Origin of the sequence: Gordonia sp. UBA5067 (assembly GCF_002414845.1) — a bacterium.
GTDB lineage: Bacteria > Actinomycetota > Actinomycetes > Mycobacteriales > Mycobacteriaceae > Gordonia > Gordonia defluvii.
On record NZ_DIAX01000059.1, the window covers coordinates 19,948 to 40,735 of the forward strand.

Annotated in this window: 18 protein-coding genes; 6 read left to right on the plus strand and 12 right to left on the minus strand. The window is 69.0% G+C overall.

The genetic code is table 11. From position 1 onward, the window contains the following. Positions 1–3 precede the first annotated feature (3 nt). The 4 genes from infB to rimP all read right to left on the minus strand — a co-directional run bounded on the left by infB (position 4) and on the right by rimP (position 4,949). Positions 4–2,856, minus strand: coding sequence for a translation initiation factor IF-2 (gene infB, locus B4M62_RS09990; RefSeq protein ID WP_290707232.1), 2,853 nt, complete (start codon positions 2,854–2,856; stop codon positions 4–6). A 77-nt stretch (positions 2,857–2,933) separates the two neighbouring features. Next, positions 2,934–3,254 (minus strand): YlxR family protein, encoded by a 321-nt coding sequence (locus B4M62_RS09995; RefSeq protein WP_349678350.1) that lies wholly within the window; start codon positions 3,252–3,254, stop codon positions 2,934–2,936. Positions 3,255–3,323: 69 nt separating this feature from the next. Continuing rightward, positions 3,324–4,346, minus strand: coding sequence for a transcription termination factor NusA (gene nusA, locus B4M62_RS10000; RefSeq protein ID WP_290707234.1), 1,023 nt, complete (start codon positions 4,344–4,346; stop codon positions 3,324–3,326). Between the two features lie 87 nt (positions 4,347–4,433). Further along, the gene (gene rimP, locus B4M62_RS10005; protein ID WP_290707236.1) at positions 4,434–4,949 is read right to left on the minus strand and encodes a ribosome maturation factor RimP; all 516 of its coding nucleotides are present in this window, start codon (positions 4,947–4,949) and stop codon (positions 4,434–4,436) included. A gap of 107 nt (positions 4,950–5,056) precedes the next feature. Here rimP and B4M62_RS10010 point away from each other — a divergent pair, with 107 nt between their 5' ends. Both B4M62_RS10010 and B4M62_RS10015 read left to right on the plus strand, forming a co-directional pair. Then, positions 5,057–5,590 (plus strand): hypothetical protein, encoded by a 534-nt coding sequence (locus tag B4M62_RS10010; protein ID WP_290707239.1) that lies wholly within the window; start codon positions 5,057–5,059, stop codon positions 5,588–5,590. Next, positions 5,587–6,024: a ferritin-like domain-containing protein gene (locus tag B4M62_RS10015; RefSeq protein ID WP_290707241.1), complete on the plus strand. Its 438-nt coding sequence runs from the start codon at positions 5,587–5,589 to the stop codon at positions 6,022–6,024. Before B4M62_RS10010 ends, B4M62_RS10015 begins: the two co-directional genes overlap by 4 nt. Positions 6,025–6,037: 13 nt before the next feature. Here B4M62_RS10015 and B4M62_RS10020 read toward each other — a convergent pair whose 3' ends face one another. Then, on the minus strand, positions 6,038–7,780 hold the full coding sequence (locus B4M62_RS10020) for a proline--tRNA ligase (protein WP_290707243.1): 1,743 nt from the start codon (positions 7,778–7,780) through the stop codon (positions 6,038–6,040). 44 nt (positions 7,781–7,824) lie between these two features. Between B4M62_RS10020 and yaaA the strand changes: the two genes are divergently transcribed. Together yaaA and B4M62_RS10030 are read left to right on the plus strand one after the other, a co-directional pair. Further along, on the plus strand, positions 7,825–8,565 hold the full coding sequence (gene yaaA / locus B4M62_RS10025) for a peroxide stress protein YaaA (protein ID WP_290707245.1): 741 nt from the start codon (positions 7,825–7,827) through the stop codon (positions 8,563–8,565). Between the two features lie 119 nt (positions 8,566–8,684). Then, complete coding sequence (locus tag B4M62_RS10030) at positions 8,685–9,338, plus strand: GAP family protein (protein ID WP_290707247.1); 654 nt, start codon at positions 8,685–8,687, stop codon at positions 9,336–9,338. 7 nt (positions 9,339–9,345) lie between these two features. Here B4M62_RS10030 and cobA read toward each other — a convergent pair whose 3' ends face one another. Both cobA and B4M62_RS10040 read right to left on the minus strand, forming a co-directional pair. After that, positions 9,346–10,581, minus strand: coding sequence for a uroporphyrinogen-III C-methyltransferase (gene cobA / locus B4M62_RS10035; protein WP_290707249.1), 1,236 nt, complete (start codon positions 10,579–10,581; stop codon positions 9,346–9,348). Positions 10,582–10,603: 22 nt separating this feature from the next. Continuing rightward, positions 10,604–11,632 carry an acyl-ACP desaturase gene (locus B4M62_RS10040; protein ID WP_290707251.1) on the minus strand — a complete coding sequence of 343 codons (1,029 nt, stop codon included), beginning with the start codon at positions 11,630–11,632 and terminating at the stop codon, positions 10,604–10,606. 105 nt (positions 11,633–11,737) lie between these two features. Between B4M62_RS10040 and B4M62_RS10045 the strand changes: the two genes are divergently transcribed. Further along, on the plus strand, positions 11,738–12,391 hold the full coding sequence (locus tag B4M62_RS10045; RefSeq protein ID WP_290707253.1) for a response regulator: 654 nt from the start codon (positions 11,738–11,740) through the stop codon (positions 12,389–12,391). 19 nt (positions 12,392–12,410) lie between these two features. On the opposite strand, the gene B4M62_RS10050 is transcribed toward B4M62_RS10045, so the two are convergent. From B4M62_RS10050 to mqo, 5 genes are read right to left on the minus strand one after another with little or no spacing between them, the layout of a single operon-like run. After that, a complete protein-coding gene (locus B4M62_RS10050; protein WP_290707255.1) occupies positions 12,411–14,093 on the minus strand; it encodes a GAF domain-containing protein in 1,683 nt (560 codons plus the stop codon). Then, positions 14,094–15,479: a cobyrinate a,c-diamide synthase gene (locus B4M62_RS10055; protein WP_290707257.1), complete on the minus strand. Its 1,386-nt coding sequence runs from the start codon at positions 15,477–15,479 to the stop codon at positions 14,094–14,096. Between the two features lie 19 nt (positions 15,480–15,498). Continuing rightward, the gene (gene cobO, locus B4M62_RS10060) at positions 15,499–16,116 is read right to left on the minus strand and encodes a cob(I)yrinic acid a,c-diamide adenosyltransferase (protein WP_290707259.1); all 618 of its coding nucleotides are present in this window, start codon (positions 16,114–16,116) and stop codon (positions 15,499–15,501) included. Positions 16,117–16,126: 10 nt separating this feature from the next. Further along, positions 16,127–18,088: a VWA domain-containing protein gene (locus tag B4M62_RS10065; RefSeq protein ID WP_290707261.1), complete on the minus strand. Its 1,962-nt coding sequence runs from the start codon at positions 18,086–18,088 to the stop codon at positions 16,127–16,129. Between the two features lie 7 nt (positions 18,089–18,095). Continuing rightward, positions 18,096–19,595 carry a malate dehydrogenase (quinone) gene (gene mqo / locus B4M62_RS10070; RefSeq protein ID WP_414651817.1) on the minus strand — a complete coding sequence of 500 codons (1,500 nt, stop codon included), beginning with the start codon at positions 19,593–19,595 and terminating at the stop codon, positions 18,096–18,098. A gap of 112 nt (positions 19,596–19,707) precedes the next feature. Here mqo and B4M62_RS10075 point away from each other — a divergent pair, with 112 nt between their 5' ends. Next, a complete protein-coding gene (locus tag B4M62_RS10075) occupies positions 19,708–20,787 on the plus strand; it encodes an alpha/beta hydrolase (RefSeq protein WP_290707265.1) in 1,080 nt (359 codons plus the stop codon). Position 20,788 lies beyond the last annotated feature (1 nt).

Here is a 20,788-nt window from a genome sequence, read left to right on the forward strand (position 1 = left end):
CCCCTAGTCGCGCGCCTTCTCCTGCAACTCGTAGCTCTCGATGACGTCGTCGACCTTGATGTCGGAGTAGGTCACCGTCAGACCGCACTCAAAGCCCTCGCGCACCTCGGTGACATCGTCCTTCTCCCGTCGCAGCGACGACACGGTCAGGTTCTCCGCGACCACCACGTTGTCACGCAGCAGGCGCGCCTTCGCGTTGCGCTTGATCAAGCCGGACTTGACCATGCAACCGGCGATGTTGCCGACCTTCGACGACTTGAAGATCGCCCGGATCTCGGCGCGGCCGAGTTCGACCTCTTCGTACACCGGCTTGAGCATGCCCTTGAGCGCACTCTCGATCTCATCGATCGCCTGGTAGATGACCGAGTAGTACCGAATGTCGACGCCCTCGCGGTTGGCCAGCTCAGTGGCCTTGCCCTCGGCGCGCACATTGAACCCGATGATGATCGCGTCGGATGCGGCAGCAAGGTTGACGTTGGTCTCGGTCACGCCGCCGACACCGCGGTCGATGACACGCAGCGATACCTCGTCGTCGATCTCGATGCCCAGCAATGCCTCTTCGAGCGCCTCCACGGTTCCCGAGTTGTCGCCCTTGAGGATCAGGTTCAGCTGACTGGTCTCCCTCAGCGCCGAATCCAGGTCCTCGAGGCTGATCCGCTTGCGGCTGCGCGCCGCCATCGCGTTGCGCTTGCGCGCCGCGCGACGATCGGCGATCTGCCGGGCGGTCCGGTCCTCGTCCACGACCAGCACGTTGTCGCCGGCCCCCGGCACCGACGTGAAGCCGATGACCTGGACCGGGCGCGACGGCAGCGCCTCTTCGATGTCGGCACCGTGCTCATCGACCATGCGGCGCACCCGACCGTATGCGTCACCGGCGACGATCGAGTCGCCCACGCGCAGGGTGCCGCGCTGGATGAGCACGGTCGCCACCGGACCACGACCGCGGTCGAGGTGGGCCTCGATCGCGACGCCCTGGGCATCCATGTCCGGATTGGCCCGCAGATCAAGCGACGCATCCGCAGTGAGTAGGACCGCCTCGAGGAGAGTGTCGATGTTCTCCCCCTGCTTGGCCGAGATGTCGACGAACATCGCGTCGCCGCCGTACTCCTCGGGAACCAAGCCGTACTCGGTCAGCTGGCCGCGGATCTTGGCCGGGTCGGCGCCTTCCTTGTCGATCTTGTTGACCGCCACGACGATCGGCACATCGGCCGCCTGAGCGTGGTTGACCGCCTCAACTGTCTGCGGCATGACGCCGTCATCAGCTGCGACGACCAGGATGGCGATGTCGGTCGCCTTCGCACCACGGGCACGCATGGCGGTGAACGCCTCGTGACCGGGGGTGTCGATGAAGGTGATCAACCGCTCGGCTCCGTTGAGGTTGGTGTTCACCTGGTACGCGCCAATGTGCTGGGTGATGCCACCGGCCTCGGCCTCGCGGACGTTAGCCTGCCGGATCGTGTCGAGCAGTCGGGTCTTGCCGTGATCGACGTGGCCCATCACGGTGACGACCGGCGGCCGCTGCGCGAGATCCTCCTCATCGCCCTCGTCCTCGCCATAGGTGAGGTCGAAGCTCTCCAGGAGCTCGCGGTCCTCATCCTCCGGGCTGACGACCTGGACGACATAGTTCATCTCAGAGCCGAGCAGCTCCAAGGTCTCATCGTTAACCGACTCGGTCGCGGTGACCATCTCGCCAAGGTTGAACAGCGCCTGCACCAGTGCAGCCGGGTTGGCGTCGATCTTGTCTGCGAAGTCGGACAGCGACGCACCGCGCGCGAGGCGGATGGTCTGCCCGTCGCCGCGCGGCAGCCGAACGCCGCCGACGGCCGGAGCCTGCATCGAGTCGTACTCTTGACGCTTCTGACGCTTGGACTTGCGCCCCTTACGGGGTGCACCACCGGGCCGGCCGAAGGCGCCGGCCGCACCACCGCGACCACGGGCACCGCCACCGCCACCGCCGGGACGGCCACGGAAGCCACCACCGGGAGGTGCACCGGTAGTCGGCGCGCCGCCGCCACCGGGTCCACCACGGAAGCCACCGCCGCCGGGACGGTTGCCGCCGCCGCCGGGTCCACCGCGACCGGGACGGGCGCTGTCGGGACGCGCGGAACGGCTGGGCATCGCACCCGGATTCGGGCGTGGCGGCATACCGCCGGGGCTCGGCCGGGTGCCGCCACCTGGACGGGGACCGCCCGGGCGAGGTCCGGCCGCACCGGTACCCGGGCGCGGGCCCATCGGTCGCGGTGCCGGCGCGGGTGCCGACGAGAACGGGTTGTTGCCGACGCGGGGAGCGCGCGGGCCCGGCTTGGGGCCCGGTCGCGCAGCGCTCGGAGCGGGAGCGGACGAGGCGGCCGGCGCGGCGGATGCCGGGGCGGCCGGCGCTGCGGGAGCGGTCGGCACCGCAGCCTGCGGTGTCGGCGCAGCCACGGGCTTGGGCCCGCCCGGTTTCGCCGCCGCGGCCGGGGACGCGGCAGCCGGGGGTCCCGCAGCCGGCGGCGCAGGTGTCGGCCCAGCGGGCTTGGGTCCAGCGGGCTTGGGCCCAGCAGACGTGGGTCCAGCAGACGTGGGTCCAGCAGACGTGGGTCCAGCAGACGTGGGTCCAGCGGGTTTCGCGGCAGCCGCGGGTCCGGCGGGCGACGGCGTCGCCGCCTTCGGCGCCGGGGCCTTCACGGCCTCGTCGGCGGCGGCCGATCCAGCGGCCTTGGGGAATGATTCGCGTAGTCGTCGGGCCACCGGGGCCTCAACGGTCGACGACGCTGACTTGACGAACTCGCCCTGCTCTTTGAGACGTTCGAGCACGTGCTTGCTCGTTACGCCCAATTCCTTGGCTAGTTCGTGAACGCGGGCCTTGCCTGCCACTGCTCTCCTCACTTGGAGGTCGAGCGGACACCCGCTACGACCTCGGTTAACTCCGAAACGTGCTCATCGTGGGAACTTCACGGTGTGCTCATGTCCTGCGCTACCTGTTCTTCCGATTGGCCTCCATCGCCCGCTGAGTTCAGCGAGGCGATCAGGCCGACTGGGTCGACGGCAAGTCCGTCGACCCGCAGCGCCGAGCCGAATGCTCTCCGGCGCACTGCCGCCGACACGCAGTCGGCCGACGGGTGCAACCAGGCGCCACGGCCGGGCTGGGTCTTGCGATGGTCGATCTCGACCACCGGCCCGGTGTCACCGCATCGGGCGGTGACTCGGACCAGTTGCGTCCGATCCGCTCGACCACGGCAACCAACGCACATCCTCATCGGACGGTGACGCATCGTATTCTCCGTGGACCGGGCGAGATCTCGCACAACCTTTACTAGTCTAGCCTGCACCGTTCCCCAATGTCATACCGGCGCGTCCGAGGGCGCTGCCGCCGGCTCAGGATCCGCGTCAGAACGGATGTCGATCCGCCACCCCGTCAAACGCGCGGCAAGCCGCGCGTTCTGGCCCTCCTTGCCGATCGCCAGCGACAACTGGTAGTCCGGGACGATCACGCGGGCCGACTTGGTGGCCGCGTCGATAACCGTGACCGACAACACCTTGGCCGGTGACAGCGCGTTGGCGACAAACACCGCCGGGTCGTTGGAGTAATCGATGATGTCGATCTTCTCGCCGGCGAGCTCGCTCATCACGTTCCGCACGCGCTGGCCCATCGGCCCGATGCAGGCGCCTTTCGCATTCAAGTCCGGCACCCCGGTGTGGACGGCGATCTTGCTGCGATGACCGGCCTCTCGGGCCACCGCGACGATCTCCACCGCCTTGTTCGCGACCTCCGGCACTTCGAGTTCGAACAGTTTGCGCACCAGGTTGGGGTGGGTGCGCGACAAGGTGATCTGCGGGCCGCGGGCGCCGCGGGTCACGCCGACGACATAGCACTTGAGACGGTCGCCGTGCTCGTAGACCTCATCGGGCACCTGTTCGGCGGCCGGAATAACGCCCTCCGTGCCGTCCGCCTCGTTGCCGATGGCGACGACGACGAGATCGCGCGCATTGGCCCGGACGTCGCGCTGGACCACCCCGCCGACGATCTCCCCCTCATGGGCGACGAGTTCGCCGAAGTTCCGCTCGTTCTCTGCGTCGCGCAGCCGCTGCAAGATCACCTGACGCGCGGTCGTCGCGGCGATCCGGCCGAACCCCTCGGGGGTGTCGTCCCATTCGTGCACGACGACGCCGGCATCGTCGAGCTCCTGCGCCATGACCCGGACCTCGCCGGTCTTGCGGTTGACTTCGATCCGCGCATGCGGCACGAAGCCGTCGGTGTGCCGGTAGGCGGTGAGCAGCGCCGTCTCGATGGTGGTGATGACGGTGTCGATCGGGATGCCCTTGTCCAGCTCGATCATGCGCAGCGCCGCGATGTCGATGTTCATCTGGTGGTGACTCCTATTCACTTTTTCGGTGTTCAGTTGTTTCAGTATTCAGTTGTCGGCTATCGGGTGCGGTGGGCGCCGAACGGGTTAGTCATCGCCTCGGCAAAGCCGCAGCTCCGCTGGGCTCGGCTCACCGAACTCGACGGCGACGACGGCCGATTCCACGTCGGCCAGCGCCACCTCGCGCACGCCGAGCCGCCCCTTGCGGTTGACGACGACCGAAACCGTATCGCCGATGAGATTACCGATTCGGCCGTGTACCGTCTCCCCGATTCCGGCGGTGCCGCCAATCACCAACTCGACCTTGCGGCCGTGGTTGCGGCGCCAATGCCGCGGCAGCGTCAGCGGACTCTCCACCCCGCGCGACATCACCTCCAGCGCGTACTGCTGCGCCCACGGCTGCTGATCCAATCGTGCGGTCAGCGTGCGTGTCAGTTCGGTGAGCGCCTCAAGACCGACTCCCTCATCACCGTCGACGACGATCGTGATCGACGCGTCATCGCTACCCGGGTGCCGCTGCACCGCCACGTCGTCGACGTCGAAGCCCGCGCCGACGACAATGGGCTCGACGAGCGCTGCGACCTCACTGCGATCCGGTGCCACGTTCCCTCCTCATGCTCGCGAACGAGCCTCTCGATCTACCCTGATCACACGCGCCGACAAGCCCCGGTGTGCACCACAGAAGTCTAAGCGATGGCATTATTGCCGTCGTGCCTTCCCTGACCCGCCGCGCCCTGCTTCGCGGTGTCGCCGTCTCCGCCATCGCCGTACCGCTCGGCACGGCCGCATTGACCTCCTGCAGCACTGAACCATCAGCCGAGGAAGTCCTGGCCGGACGCCTCGTACCATTGGCCATCGCGGCCACCGCATCGGCGGACGACGCGCGCCGACTCGGAGCCGCCGAACCCGGCCGGGTTGCCGCGCTCAACGAGATCGCCATCATCCGCGACGAGCACGCCCGACTGCTGCGCGACGAGATCACCCGGTTGCATCCGGCCTCGGTGGCGTTGATCACGACCCCGAGCGCATCGCCGGCGGTCGGTTCCGCGACACCCGGTTCCGCGACCCCGGGCACATCCACCCCGGCGCGGCCGCAACCCGCCGGACTCGCCGAGTTCCGCGCCGGCCTCACCACCGACGCGGTCGCCGCCAGACAGGTCGCCACCACCGCCAGCGGATTCCAGGCCGGTCTGACCGCCTCGATCTGCGCGTCCATCGCCAGCCTGCCGGGGGTGCTCGCATGACCGTCGTCGATGCGCTCAGCGCCGCCGTCCGCGCCGAGGACGCCGCGATCTTCACCTACGGGGTGATGACCGCCTTCACCCGCAACGATGTGCGCAGCCACGTCGCGGTCGACATCGCCGCGCACCGGGTGCGCCGCCGCGCGTTGGCCGATGCGCTCGTCAAGGCCGGCGGCCAGGTCCCGGCCCCCGCCCCCGGCTACCAGCTAACAGTGCCCATCACCGATGTGCGTTCGGCCGGGCGCGCCGCCGTCGCCGCCGAGAACGACACCGCGATCACCCACCGCGTGCTGGTCGAACAGGCCGACACCGATGCCCTCCGGCAGCTCGGCGTCGACGGGCTGACCGAATCAGCGGTCCGTGCGGTGTACTGGCGCGGTGTCGCCGCCATCACCCCGACGGCCATCGCCATGCCGGGCGATCCTCGCGCAAAGTAGTCGGCGCCCGCCGTCAGCCGCGGACGGCACCGGCAATCACCGCGGGCGCATCGGCGACGGAAACCTCGGTCACCGCGCCCGTCAACCGGTCGCGGACTTCGATCGTGCCGTCGGCGAACCCCCGGCCGACGACGACCACCGTCGGCACCCCGAGCAATTCGGCGTCCTTGAACTTCACCCCCGGCGAAGCCTTGCGGTCGTCGAAGAGGACGTCGATCCCCGCCGCGTCGAGTTGCTCGACGAGCGCCCGAGCACCGGTAACGGCTCCCTCATCCTTGTTGGCGATCACCACATGCACGTCGAACGGCGCAACCTCGCGCGGCCAGCGCAGACCCTTCTCGTCGTGCATCTGCTCGGCGATAACCGCCACCAGGCGGGACACGCCGACCCCGTAGGAGCCCATGGTGACCCGGACCGGTTTGCCGTCCTCGCCGAGCACGTCGACGTCGAATGCATCGGTGTACTTGCGGCCGAGCTGGAAGATGTGGCCGACTTCGATCCCTTTCGCCGAGACCAGCGTGCCGGTGCCATCGGGGGCGAGATCGCCATCGCGAACCTCCGCCGCCTCGATCGTCCCGTCCGGGGTGAAGTCGCGGCCGACGACCAAGTCGACCACATGCTTGCCGGCCTCGTCGGCGCCGGTGATCCACGCGGTGCCGGCGACGACGCGCGGGTCCACCAGGTAGGTGCCGCCCGCCGCTTTGACCCCGCCGGGGCCGATATAGCCGCGGACCAGCGCCGGGTTGGCGGCAAAGTCCGCGTCGGTGAGCAACTCGACCTCGGCCGGCTCCACCGCCGCCTCGAGGCGCTTGAAGTCGACTTCGCGGTCGCCGGGCACGCCGATGCCGGTGACCTCCCAGTCCTGCCCGGGCCGGCGAACCTTCACCAGCACGTTCTTGAGGGTGTCGGCCGCGGCGATCGTCCGGCCGAGGGTGCCGTTGGCCCATTCGACCAGGGTGGCGATCGTGGGCGTATCACCCGTCTCGTGGACCACCGCCGCCGGCAGTCCGGCAGCGCTGCGCGGCGTGCCCGCCGGCGTCACGACCGCCTCGACGTTGGCCGCATACGTCCCGTCGGTGCTGCGCACAAAGGTATCCTCGCCAACCTCGCTGATGGCCAGGAACTCTTCGGACGCGCTGCCGCCCATCGCCCCGGAGGTTGCCGCGACGATCACGTACTCGACACCGAGTCGATCCATGATCGCCTGATATGCGCCGCGGTGGGCCTGATAGGAAGCGGCGAGCCCCGCGTCGGAGATGTCGAAGGAGTACGAGTCCTTCATCACGAACTCGCGCCCCCGTAGGATGCCGGCCCTCGGCCGCTCCTCGTCGCGGTACTTGGTCTGGATCTGGTACAGCGTCACCGGCAGATCCTTGTACGACGAATACTCGCCCTTGACCAGGAGCGTGAACAGTTCCTCGTGCGTGGGCCCCAGCAGCATGTCGGCGCCCTTGCGGTCCTGCAGGCGGAACAGCGCCGGGCCGTACTCGGTCCAGCGGCCGGTGGCCTCATAGGGGTCGCGCGGCAACAGTGCCGGCAGCAGGATCTCCTGCGCACCGATGCCATTCATCTCCTCGCGCACCACGTTCTCCACCGCGCGCAGCACCCGCAGGCCCAACGGCAGCCACGAGTAGACCCCGGGCGCGGCGCGGCGGACATAGCCCGCCCGGACGAGGAGCTTGTGCGACGGCACCTCCGCGTCGGCGGGGTCGTCTCGGAGGGTGCGAAGGAACAGCGTCGACATGCGGGTGATCACGAGCCATCAGCTTAGTGAGCACCGACATTGGCTAGGGTGCTGGGGTGCGCGTGATCCTGCCCCCCTCGGAAAGCAAATCGGGTGGCGGCGACGGTGCTCCGCTGCACCTGGCATCCCTCTCCTTCCCCGCGGCCACCGAAACGCGCCGCCATCTCGTCGATGCACTCGTCACACTGTCGGCCGACCTCGATGCCAGCCGAGCCGCACTGGGGCTGGGCGCGACCGCCATCGCCGAGGTCGACCGCAACGCCGAGTTGTGGACGGCGCCGACGCGCCCGGCCCTGGAGCGCTACACCGGAGTGCTCTACGACGCACTAGACTTTTCGGGCATGACAAAGCCAACGCGAACCAAGGCCCTGGACCGGCTGATGGTCGGGTCGGCACTGTTCGGCGTTCTCGGTGCCGGCGACCCGATCCCCGCCTATCGGCTGTCCGCCGGCTCCAAACTGCCCGGCGAACCATCCCTGACCACGACGTGGAAACCCGTGCTGGCCGACGTCTTCAGCGGGATCGACGGTTTCATCGTCGACCTGCGGTCGGGCGCGTACCAGAACCTCGGCAAGGTCGACGGGGCGGTGACCGTCACTGTGATGACCGAAAAGCCCGATGGGTCGCGCTCGGTGGTCAGCCACTTCAACAAGCACTACAAGGGGTTGGTGGCCCGCGATCTGGTGCGCACGCGTCGCCGGGTAGACGACATCAACACGGTGGCCGCAGTGCTCGCCGACGCCGGTCAGCGGGTCGAGTTGGCGAACCCGACCACCGTCGTCGTCCTCACCGTCTGACAGGTTCACACAGGTGTGCGCGCACTTGCCGATGCGAGCCGCGGCGCGCGCGGACGTTAGACTTCAACGCCGGGTGCATCGCCCGGTGCGACTGACGAAGGATCGGAGAGCGACCAGCAATGCTCAACGCCCTCGCCTACGCTTTCGTCGATGCGGTGAATGTCCTGCTCATCGGCGTCCTGGTGGCCTTGGCCCTGATTTCGACGAAGGGGCGTTACGCACCGGTCTCCGCGCTGCTGCTATTCGGCGACTGGCTCGGCGTCCTCGTACTCGCACTGATCGTCTTGTTGGCCTTCGACGGCCTCGGCGAATTCGTCAAGCACGTCGTCGAGTCGGCGTTCTTCGGCGGCCTGCTGATCCTTACCGGTGTCGTCACCGCGATTCTCACCATCCGCGGGGGCGACTCGTCGAAACTGATCAACCGGATCCTGGAACCGCTGCGCTCCCCCTCACCGATCACGGTCCTCGCCGGCCTGATTCTGGGCGTGATCCAGTCGGCGACATCCGTACCGTTCTTCGCTGGGCTTGCGGTCCTCTCGGCCAGCGACATTCCGGCAACGCAGCGCTACCTGGGACTATTCCTCTACGCCACCGTCGCACTGAGCCTGCCCATCGTTGCGGCTCTGCTCCTCGGGCTGGTACGCAAGACACCTGATTCCATCTTCAGTCGCACCTTCTCGCTCGCCCGCGAACACAAGAACGCCGTGGTGAAAGCCGCCGGCTACCTGGTCGCCGTGCTACTCGTCGCCATCGGCGTTCTCCGCCTGATGTGAGCGGCGTTCACCCCGTCGCCACCACACCTTCGGTGAAGCCCGCCACCGGGCCGATGACGACGATGGCCGGCGGCTTCAGTCCGCCGGTGGCAGCCACCGCCACGGCCGTCGCAAGGTCGGCACGCAGGGTCCGCTGAGTCGGCAACGACGCATTCTCAATCATGGCAACCGGGGTCCGGGGGTCGCGGCCGCCGTCGAGCAACGCGGCGGCGAACGCATCGAGACGTTCCACCCCCATCATCAATACGATGGTTCCGCGCAGCTGCGCGAGCGCCGACCAGTCGGTCAGGGAGTCCGGATGATCGGGCCGGACGTGGCCGGACACGATGACGACTTCGTGCGTGACGCCGCGATGGGTGACCGGAATTCCGGCGAGCGCGGGCGCCGAGATCGCGCTGGTCACCCCTGGGACAACGGTGACGGGCACTCCCGCGGCGACGCAGGCCTGCAGTTCCTCGAAACCACGCCCGTAGACGTAGGGGTCGCCGCCTTTGAGTCGGACCACGAACTTGCCTGCCTTCGCCCGGTCCACCAGGACGGAGTTGATCGCCTCCTGGCGCATCGCCCGGCCGTACGGGACCTTGGCGGCGTCGATCACCTCCACGTCCGGCCCAAGGCTCGCCAACAGCTCGGCCGGGGCCAGGCGGTCGGCCACGACGACATCGGCGCGGGCCAGCAGGGTCCGCCCCCGCACGGTAATCAGATCGGCATCGCCGGGCCCGCCGCCGACCAGCGCGACGCCGGCCGCGTGGGGCTGAACCGGCAACGGCACTGCGCCGATGGTGTCGTCCACGACCGCCATGAGCCGGTCGCGCACCCGGGCCGAGCGCCGATGGTCGCCCGCGGCGAGGACTCCGACGGCCAACTCCCCCACCCGGCCACTGGCCGGGGTCACCGCAGAACCGAGGCGCGCATCGTCGGCGCGGACGCAGAAGATACGGAGCCGCGTCGCCTCGTCGACGACGGCCGCATTGACCGCCGGGTCGTCGGTGCACGCGATGACGTACCAAGCACCGTCGAGATCGCCCTCGGCATAGGCGCGGCGCACGACCTCGACCTGGGGGTTGGACTCAACGGCCGGGGTCGGGTCGAGCGCGACGACCACGACCCGGGCACCGGCGGCGAGCAGGTTGGGCAGTCGGCGCTGTGCGACCGACCCGCCGCCGACGACGACGACCGTGCGCCCAGATAGGTTCAAACCGGCCAGATAGTGTGCCGTGCCCGGCCGGTCCGTCGCTGCCATAGCCGCCAAGGGTACCGACGGGTTAGACGGCCGCCCGGTCCCGGTCTGCTTTTGCCTGCATGCGCTGCAGGGCCCGGGCGCGGGACTCCTCGAACTTGTCGACCTTGACGTCAAGGTCGGCCAGGAACGTCTGCAACTCGTCGCGGTAGTACTGGCCGACCGGACCGAAGTCGTCGCGGTCGAAGATCCGCCACTTGCGCAGCACCGGCCGGAGCACCTCGGTGCGGTGCTGTGGCAGATCGTAGATGCCATCCTTGGCGATCAGCACGGCGTTGCGACGGAAGTTCGGCATCGTCGCACCCGGCATCGCGAAGTTCGACACGATCGAATAGATCGCGGCCATCGCCAAGTCGGGCACCACGTCGAGCGCCGCGGAGACGATGTTGCGGTAGAACATCATGTGCAGGTTCTCGTCGGCGGCGACGCGCTGAAGCATGCGGTCGGCGATCGGATCGCCGCAGGCCTTGCCGGTATTGCGGTGGCTGACTCGCGTGGCGAGTTCCTGGAAGCTGACGTAAGTCACCGAGAGCAGCATCTCGAAGGCGGTGTTGCCCTGGAACGACGGCTCGAGGTTGTGCGCGGCGCGCGCGTGGTCGAGCGGGTCATAGCCGTGCGTCATGTGGATCATCCGCGTGTTCTCCAACTCCACCGGGTCGACGCCGCGCGTGACCACCAGGTAGTCGCGCATCACCATGGAGTGGCGCGCCTCCTCCGCGGTCCAGCGACCCACCCAGAAGCCCCACGCGTCATCGAGGGAGAAGTTCTGGGCAATGACACGGTGGTAGGACGGCAGGTTGTCCTCGGTGAGCAGGTTGGTGATCATCGCCGCCTTGGCGGTCTCGGACAGCTGCGACTGCTCCGGATCCCAGTCGACGCCACCGAGGAAGGCGAAGTTCCGCCCGTCGTCCCACGGCACGTAGTCGTGCGGGTGCCAGTCGACTGCCGCCTTCATGTGCCGGTCGACTTCGGCCGCGGCCACCGACTCCAACTCCGAGAGGAGGTCGGCTCCACTCATCTTCTCGGTCAGGGAAATCACATCTGTAGCAGTCATACCAACGACCCTGCCTGGAGTGCCGGGCCACCGCATGAGCCAAAAGTCCTCGCGGCCCGACGACATGCGTCCCGATCCGGCGAGGACCCAGGTACCGTTTGAGCCATGTCCACCACCCCCGTGCGCGTCTTCATCGTCGACGATCACGAACTAGTCCGGCGTGGTCTGCGCGATCTGCTGGGAACCGCCGACGACATCACCGTTATCGGCGAGGCGGCCAGCGTGTCCGAGGCGCTCGTCGGCATCACCAACGACCCGCCCGATGTCGCGGTCCTCGACGTGCGGCTGCCCGACGGCAGCGGCGTCGAACTGTGCCGCGAGATCCGCTCCCAATGTCCCGATACCAACTGCCTGATGTTGACGAGTTACGCCGACGACGACGCACTGCTCGCCGCCGTGATGGCCGGAGCCTCGGGATTCGTGCTCAAGCAGATCCTCGGCCAGAACCTCGTCTCCGCGGTCCGCACCGTGGCCGGCGGCGGCAATCTGCTCGACCAGCGCAGCACGGCCGCGCTCATGGATCGCCTGCGCGGCCGCAGCACCACCGCCGACGATCCGTTCTCGAAGCTGACCGACCGCGAGCGCGAGATCGTCGACCTGATCGGCGAGGGCCTGACCAACCGGATCATTGCCAAGCGGATGCACCTTGCGGAGAAGACGATCAAGAACAATGTGACCCGCATCCTGGCCAAGCTCGACCTCTCCAGCCGCACCCAGGTGGCGGTGCTGGCGACCAAGACGTCCCAGCGCGACTCCTGACGGCGGCGCCCCGCCGCGCCTACTCCTGCTTGCGCTCGACGAGCGGGACCTGCCACAGCAGGCGGGTGCCACGACCACTGAGGCCCGGTCCGACGGAGAATTCGCCCTCCCACTCCCGCGCCCGCATCCGCAGGTTCTCCAGCCCGCTGCGCCGGGCGCCGGGACTGATTCCCCGGCCGTCGTCGGTGATCTCGACGATGAGCTCGCCGGCCCGCGGCTCTGCGCCGACGCGCACCTCGATCCGATCAGCACCCGAATGCCGCAGCGCGTTGCTGATTCCCTCGCGGACCACCGCGTCGACATGGCTGGCCAATTCGGGGATGACGACGGTATCCACCGGGCCGTCGAAGCGCACCATCGGGGTAACCTCGGCGTGCCCGGACACCTGGCCGACTACCGCCAGGACCCGGCGGCGCAACGTCGGTGTCCGCGCGGGGTCAGCGGTCTGCAAATCGAAGATCGAGGTGCGGATCTGCGCGATCGTCCCGTCGAGGTCGCTCAGCACCCGCGCGAGGCGCTCCTGCTGGGTGTCACCGGGGGCGACGGGCTCCTCACCGTCGCGGGACGCCATCAGCGCCTGCAGGGTCAGTCCCATCGCAAAAAGCCGCTGAATGACGTGATCATGCAGGTCACGGGCAATGCGGTGGCGATCCTCCAGCATCTCGAGCCGCCGTCCCATTTCCCGGCGTTCGGCGTAGGCGATCGCCAGTGAGGCGATCTCGGCGACGCCGGCGAGCCCGGAGCGCTCCTCGGTCTCCCAGTCGGGCTTGCCGTCCTGGTGGATCACGATGGCCCCGTACACCCACGGTCCGCGCACGAGCGGCACGACGGTGAGCCACCCGCCGTCGCGGTCTCCCCAGCCGGGCACCTCGTCGTCGGACAGGACGCGCAGTTCGGCGGACGCGGTGATCGTCTCGCCGAAGCGCACCGCATCGACGGCACCGGGCCACCCCGAGTTCGCCCGCAGCGTCGCCGCCGAATCCTCGGTCTGGTACACGTAAACGGCCCGCGCCCCGGTCAACTCCGCCACGTCGGCACAGATGTTGTTGAGGTTGGCGACGAGGCTGACGCCCGCGAGCGGCTCGGCTCCGCGATGCGCGATCAGCTCCATCCAGGTGTGCCTGATCCGGGCGCGCTCAAACCCGCGGGCATTGTCGACGGCGATCCCGGCGGCGACGGCCAAGACGCCGATCAGTGCTTCGTCGACTGCGGAAAACTCGTCGGCGGTCCGCTTCTCGGTGAGGTAGATGCTGCCGAACACCTCGCCGCGAATGAGGATCGGGGCGCCGAGGAAACTGTGCATCGGCGGGTGATTCGGTGGGAAGCCCACCGATGACGGATGTGTGGACAGGTCGCCGATGCGCAGCACCTGCGGCTCATTGATCAGCAAACCGAGCACGCCGCGGCCCCGTGGGAGCGAGCCCATCGTCGCCCGCACCTCCGGGGTGATGCCGGTGTAGACAAACTCGCGTAATCCGCCGTCGGAGGCCCGGACCCCCAACGCGACGTAGCGCGCGTCGAGGACGCGGGCGGCGACATCGACGATGCGCTGGAGCGCCTGGTCGAGTTCGAGCCCCTGGCTGACGACGAGCACCGACTCGAGCAGATCGCGCGCCTTGTCCGGCCGGAGGCTGTGCCGCGCCAGCGTATTGAGAGTGGCGTGCAGGCTGTCCAGGCCGGCCGCCGCGGAGAGTTTGTCCATTCAGCCCTCACTCGTTGCCGCCGCGGCGCCGGCCGCGGTCACGAACCGTTTCATTGCCGCCGGAACGGCGGCCGGATGCACGTGCAGGAATGAGGCGTGAACACCGCGGAGGATGCAGCCGTCGACCTGCGGACCGCCCGCCTGCCACCCCCAGGCCGGATCGGGGCCGACGCCGACGGTGCTGCGATGAAACTCGTGGCCGGTGACCCGGTCCCCGGCCCGGTAGAGAACCGAGTCGGCCAGCGCCACCGCGTCGCGGTAGCCCAGCGTCAACCGTGCCCCGAACTCGGCGGTGACGGGCAGCGCCCCGACCAGCTGAGCGCCGGGTCGGCCGGCGCGCGTCACCCCGGCGGTGAGGTACAGGTATCCGGCGCATTCGGCGTGCACCGGACGTCCTGCCATCACGTGTGCCCGCACCGCGGTGCGCAGCGGTTCGTTGGCGCTCAGCGTCGTGGTGTGCTCTTCGGGGAAGCCGCCACCGAGGACCAGTGCCGACGTGCCGACGGGCAGCGACTCGGTCAGTGGATCGAACTCGACGACCCGCGCCCCGGCCGCCGCCAGCAGTTCCGCATGCTCGGGGTATCCGAACGTGAAGGCGGGACCGGCGGCCATGGCCACCACCGGCCCGCCCGGCACCGGTTCCCCCACCTCCGTCGCCGCGGACCAGGGCGCGGCGGTGACCGTTGTCCGGGCGAGGCCGGCCACGGCCGCGAGATCAATCGACGCCGCCGCCAGCCCGGTCATCGCGGCCACCGCCGCGCGCGCCTCCGGGGACCGCTCGGCCGCCGGGATGAGACCCAGGTGGCGCGAGGGTACCGACAGGCTGTCGTCGCGCCGCAGCACTCCCACCACGGGCAGTCCGACGGACTCGGCCGCGGCCCGGACGACTTCCTCGTGCCGTGCGGAGCCGACCCGGTTGAGAATGACCCCGGCGACATGCACGGCGGCGTCGAAAGCGAGGAAGCCATGCAACAGCGCGGCCACCGACTGGCTGTGCCCGGCGACGTCGACGACGAGAATCACCGGTGCCCCGAGCAACGTGGCGACATGGGCGGTCGACCCGAATCCCTCGGCCGCCGACTCCGGCCTGATCCGCCCGTCGAACAGTCCCATCACCCCCTCGACGACGGCGATGTCCGCACCCCTGCTACCCGCGCGGTACAGACTCGGGATCAGTTGCTCCCCAACGAGATTCGGATCCAAGTTGCGCCCGGGCCGCCCGGCCGCGAGCGCGTGGTACCCGGGGTCGATGTAGTCCGGGCCCACCTTGAACGGCGCCACCGCGTGCCCGGCGTTGCGCAGAGCGCCGATCAGACCGGTCGTGACGGTCGTCTTACCGCTGCCCGATGCGGGGGCCGCGATCACCACCGCGGGCACCGCAATCACCGGGGCGCACCCGTCCCGGCTACCACTCGATGCCCTTCTGCCCTTTGCGCCCGGCGTCCATCGGGTGCTTCAGCTTGACCATCTCGGTCACCAGATCGGCCGCCTCGATGAGCGCCGCCGGCGCTCGGCGCCCGGTGATGATGACGTGTTGGCGCCCGGGCCGGTCGCGCAGCGTCGTGACGACCTCGTCGACGTCGAGCCAGCCCCAGTCCAGCGGGTAGGTGAACTCGTCGAGCACGTAGAAGTCGTGTTCTTGCGCGGCCAGGCACCGCGAAACCTCCCGCCAGCCGGCGCGAGCGGCCTCGGCGTGATCGTCGTGTGCGGTGTCGTTGGCGCGCAGCCAAGACCACCCGCTGCCCATCTTGAACCAGGACACCGGCGCGCCCGCTCCGGTCGAGGAGTGCAGATCCCCCAGTGCCCGCAGCGCGGACTCCTCCCCGACCCGCCATTTCGCGCTCTTGACGAACTGAAACACCGCTACGCTCAGCCCCGCATTCCAGGCCCGCATGGCCATCCCGAAAGCCGCGGTCGACTTCCCTTTGCCGTCCCCTGTGTTGACGCCCAGAACCGGCGCGTTGCGGCGTTGACGGGTGGTCAGTCCGTCGTCGGGGACGGTGGCCGGCACTCCTTTGGGCATGGCCCTGACGCTACGCCACGGCCGACGGCGTCGGGCCGAGCGCGCGCCGAATCCCGACTCCGGTCACTTCCGCCATTGGGACGTGACGCCCGCCGAGTCGTGCCGCAAGGGCGCCGGCCAGTCCCAGTCGGATCATGCCCTGTTCGCAGTCGATCACCACCGACTCAATCCCGTCGCGCCGCACGGCGGACGCCGCCGAGTTCGCTCGCGCCACCGCCGCCGGGCCGGCGGTCGCCCGACCGTCGGTGAGCACGGCCAGGAGCGGGCGACGGCGAGGCTCACGCACCCGGGCCCGCCCGATCAGTGCGCGCGCCTCCATGAGGCCCTCGGCCAGGGGGGTGCGCCCGCCAACCCGAAGATCGGCGAGCCGCGCAACGGCGAGCTCGACCGACCGGGTGGGCGGGACGACGACGCGGGCCGAGGAGCCGCGCGCCACCACCACCGCGACGCGGTCCCGGCGCGTGTACGAATCGCGCAGCAGCGCCACGCACGCGTCGGTCAGCGCGGCCAACCGCGTGCGTGCCGTCATCGACCCGGACAGGTCGAGGACGAAGACGACGAGATTACCCTCGCTGCCCTCGCGGGCGGCACCGCGCACGTCGTCGGCGCGTACCGGGCTGCGGCCGGTGGCCCGCCACGCACCCGGGGCGCGTTCGGTCTCGGCGGCGAGCCGCGTGGCGGCGGCCAGCGTGGTGCCGAACAGGTGCACTGGGGTCCCGGGACCGAATTCGACGGACCGGGTCGTGTGCCCTCTGGTACTGCGTGATCGCGACCGGCGCCCCGGATCGCCGTCGCCGATTCCCGACACGGTCATCGCCGGCAACCGGGCCGGCCGGTTCACTCGCGGCGACCCACTGCCGAAGCGCCGGGTATCGGTACCGGACCGGCCGGGGTCGTCCTGCCGGCCTGGCTGTTCCCCGCCCTGCGTCTCATCGGGGGACGGATCGTGCGGGTCTCCGGTCGAACCGGATTCGCGGTCTGCTGCACCCGAACCCGGACCGCCATCGGGGTCGGGGTCGGGATCACCGGCAGCCTCGTCACCGGCTGCCATGGCCTCGGACATCTCGTGGTCGTCGATACCGCCAGTCTCGAACGGGTCGCGCCGCCGGCGGTGCGGCAGGGCCAACTCGACGGCGACGGCGATGTCACTCTCGTCGATCTCGGCGACGTTTCGCCAGGCCGCATGGGCGGCGGCGGCCCGGGCCACCACGAGATCGCCACGCAGCCCATCCACCTGCAGATGAGCGCAGATCCCCGAAATCCGCCGCAACTGCGCCGACGGCAATTGCACCTGGGCGACTCGACCGCGCGCCGCCGCGATCTGCGCGGCGAGCGTTTGCTCCTGGCCGGCATAAGCGGCAACGAAACCGGCCGGATCGGCGTCGAAGGCCATCCGCCGCTGCACCACGGCCACCCGATCCTCAACCTCGGCCGGCGCCACCACCTCAACCGCCAGCCCAAAGCGGTCGAGCAATTGCGGCCGCAACTCCCCCTCCTCGGGGTTCATCGTGCCGACCAGGACGAAGCTCGCGTCCTGCGTGTGCGAGACACCGTCGCGCTCGATGGTCACGCGACCAGAGGCCGCGGCATCGAGGAGCACGTCGACGAGGTGGTCGGCGAGCAGATTGACCTCGTCGATGTAGAGGACGCCACCGTCGGCCTGGGCCAGCAGGCCCGGGGTGAATACGGCCTCACCGTCGCGCAACGCCCGCGTCAGGTCCAGCGATCCGATCACCCGGTCCTCGGTCGCCCCGATCGGCAACTCGACGACGCGTGGCTGGTCCCCGATGCTCGCGGGCGGCAGCAGCGGCCCGAGACCGCGGACAACGGTCGTCTTCGCGGTCCCCTTCTCGCCGCGCACCAGGACGCCGCCAATACTCGGCGCGATGGCCGACAGAATCAGTGCCAGCTTCAACCGATCCTGGCCGACGACGGCACTGAACGGGTAGCGGATCACCCCACCGACCGGCATGACGCGCCTACGCCGAGGCCCTCGTCAGTTCCAGGCTCTTCGACGTCCAGTCCCAGACCTGCGCGAACAACGCGGGATTGTCCGAGAGCGACTTGCCGAAGGAGGGGATCATCTCCCCGAGTTTGGGTGCCCAGTCCGACTCGTATTGGCTCGCGAAGCACTTGCTCAGCACGTCGAGCATGGCCGGAACCGCGGTGGACGCGCCTGGCGAGGCGCCGAGCAGACCGGCGATGGTGCCGTCCTGCGCCGCCACGACTGCCGTGCCGAACTCCAAGGCCCCCTTGACGCCGGTGCCGCGGATGACCTGGACACGCTGACCCGCGGTGATCGTCTCCCAGTCGGCGCCCAGCGCCTCGGGCACGAAGTCGCGCAGCGTTGTGATGCGATCTGCCGGGCTCGCCGCCAGCTCGCTGATCAGGTACTTGAGCAGACCGAATTCCTTCGGGGCGATGGATATCATCGGCAACAGGTTGCCCGGGCGCACCGAGAACGGCAGATCGGTGATGCTGCCGTTCTTGAGGAACTTCGGCGACCAGCCCGCGTAGGGGCCGAACAACAGGCCGGGCTGATGATTGATGACGCGGGTGTCGAGGTGCGGCACCGACATCGGCGGGGCTCCTACCGCGGCCTGGCCGTACACCTTGGCGCTGTGCTCGGCGATAAGGTCCGGATTGGTGCAGCGCAGGAACTCGCCGCTGACCGGGAACCCGCCGAATCCCTTGGCCTCCTTGATGCCCGAGCGCTGCAGCAGGTGCAGTGCGCCACCGCCCGCGCCGACGAAGACGAACTTCGCGTTCACCTTGCGCTTCTCGCCGGTGTGGTTGTTGCGCACGGTGAGGAGCCAGCTGCCGTCGCTCTGCTTGGACAGGTTGGTGACCGAGTGGCCGAAGAACACGTCGGCGCCGCCGCCGACGAAATTCACCAGTTGCTGGGTCAGCGCACCGAAATCGACGTCGGTGCCGTTCTCATACCAATTCAGGGCGACCGGGTTGCTGAAATCGCGCCCGGCGGCCATCAGCGGCAGGCGCTGTGAGAACTCACCGGGATCGGTGATGAACTCCATGCCCTCGAACAGGGTCTGGCGCGACAGCCGGTCGTAGCGGGACCGCAGGTAGTCCACGCCGTCGGGACCGTGGGTAAAGCTCACATGCGGGATCGGGTTGATGAACTCGCTCGGGTTCGTCAGGACGCCGTTGTCCACCGAATGCGCCCAAAACTCCCGGGACACCTGGAACTGTTCGTTGATGGCCAGAGCCTTGTCGATATTGACGTCGCCGTTGGCGGTGCGCGGGGTGTAGTTGAGCTCGCACAGCGCCGAGTGGCCGGTGCCCGCGTTGTTCCAGGGGTCCGAGCTCTCCGCGGCCACCGCGTCGAGCTTCTCGAAGAGGGTGATGGACCACGTGGGCTCCAACTGCCGCAACAGAGCGCCGAGCGTGGCACTCATGATGCCCGCTCCGACCAACGCGACATCCGTCTTGACCACCGATGCAGACACGAAAACTCCCATTCCTCGCTGTTACCCGCTCATTGTTCCCCATCGCGACCGAGTGCACGCGACCGGCCGACCCGATTGCGCTTAAGACCACACCGAATGAGGTCCCCCGCTACCATCGGCAACCGTGACTGAATCCACGGACTGGCAGCCAGACACCGAACTACCCCTGTATTCGCAACGGGTATTCGAACTGGGCGCCGACCCCGACGGGGAATCGCCGATCGCCGCAACACTGATCCGCGCACCGAAGCGGCCCCGCTCGGCCAAGGGCGCGGTGCTCTACATCCACGGTTTCACCGATTACTTCTTCCACGAACCGCTCGCCGAGTTCTTCGTCGCCCAGGGCTATCATTTCTATGCCCTGGACCTGCGCAAATGCGGACGCTCGCGCCGCGCGGGGCAGACGGCGCACTACGTCACCGATCTCTCCCTGTACGACGTGGAGCTGAGCCTCGCAGTCGATGTGATCGCGGAGGAGGCTGGGATCGGCCCGGGGCCCGACGACCCGAAGATCATCGTCGGCGCCCATTCGACCGGCGGCCTCATCGCCCCCCTCTGGGTCGATCGACTGCGCCGGCTCGACTCGACGCGCCACGGCCTGATCGGTGGCCTCATCCTCAACAGTCCGTGGCTGGATCTGCAGGGCCGTGCCGCAATGCGCTCCCCGGCGGTCACGGCGCTGATCCGCGGGGTGGGGATCACCCGCGGACTGACCGTCCTGCCGCAGGAACTCTCCCCCGCCTACGGGGACAGCATCCACGAAAGCCGTCACGGGCAGTGGAAATACAACGTCGACTTCAAGCCGCTCGGTGGCTTCCCCGTCATGTTCGGTTGGGTCCGCGCCATCCGCAACGGCCACGCATTACTGCAGGCCGGGCTCGATGTGGCCGTCCCGTCGCTGGTGTTGAGGTCGGACAAATCGTACTTCGCCAAGCAGTACTCGTCGAGGACCGACCGGGCCGACGCGGTGCTCGACGTTTCCCACATGGCGCGCTGGGCCGGCTGCCTGGGGGGGCGGCTGACTTCGGTTCCGGTCCCCGACGCGCGCCACGATGTATTCCTATCGGTGGCACCGGCTCGCGAGCAGGCCTATGCGGAGGTGGAGGCCTGGCTGGCCACCGGACTACGGCCACCGGTCGCCAAGGCGGCGGCCAAGAAGGCCGCCGCGACCACCCCGCCGACGAAGACGATCGCACCGGTCTGAC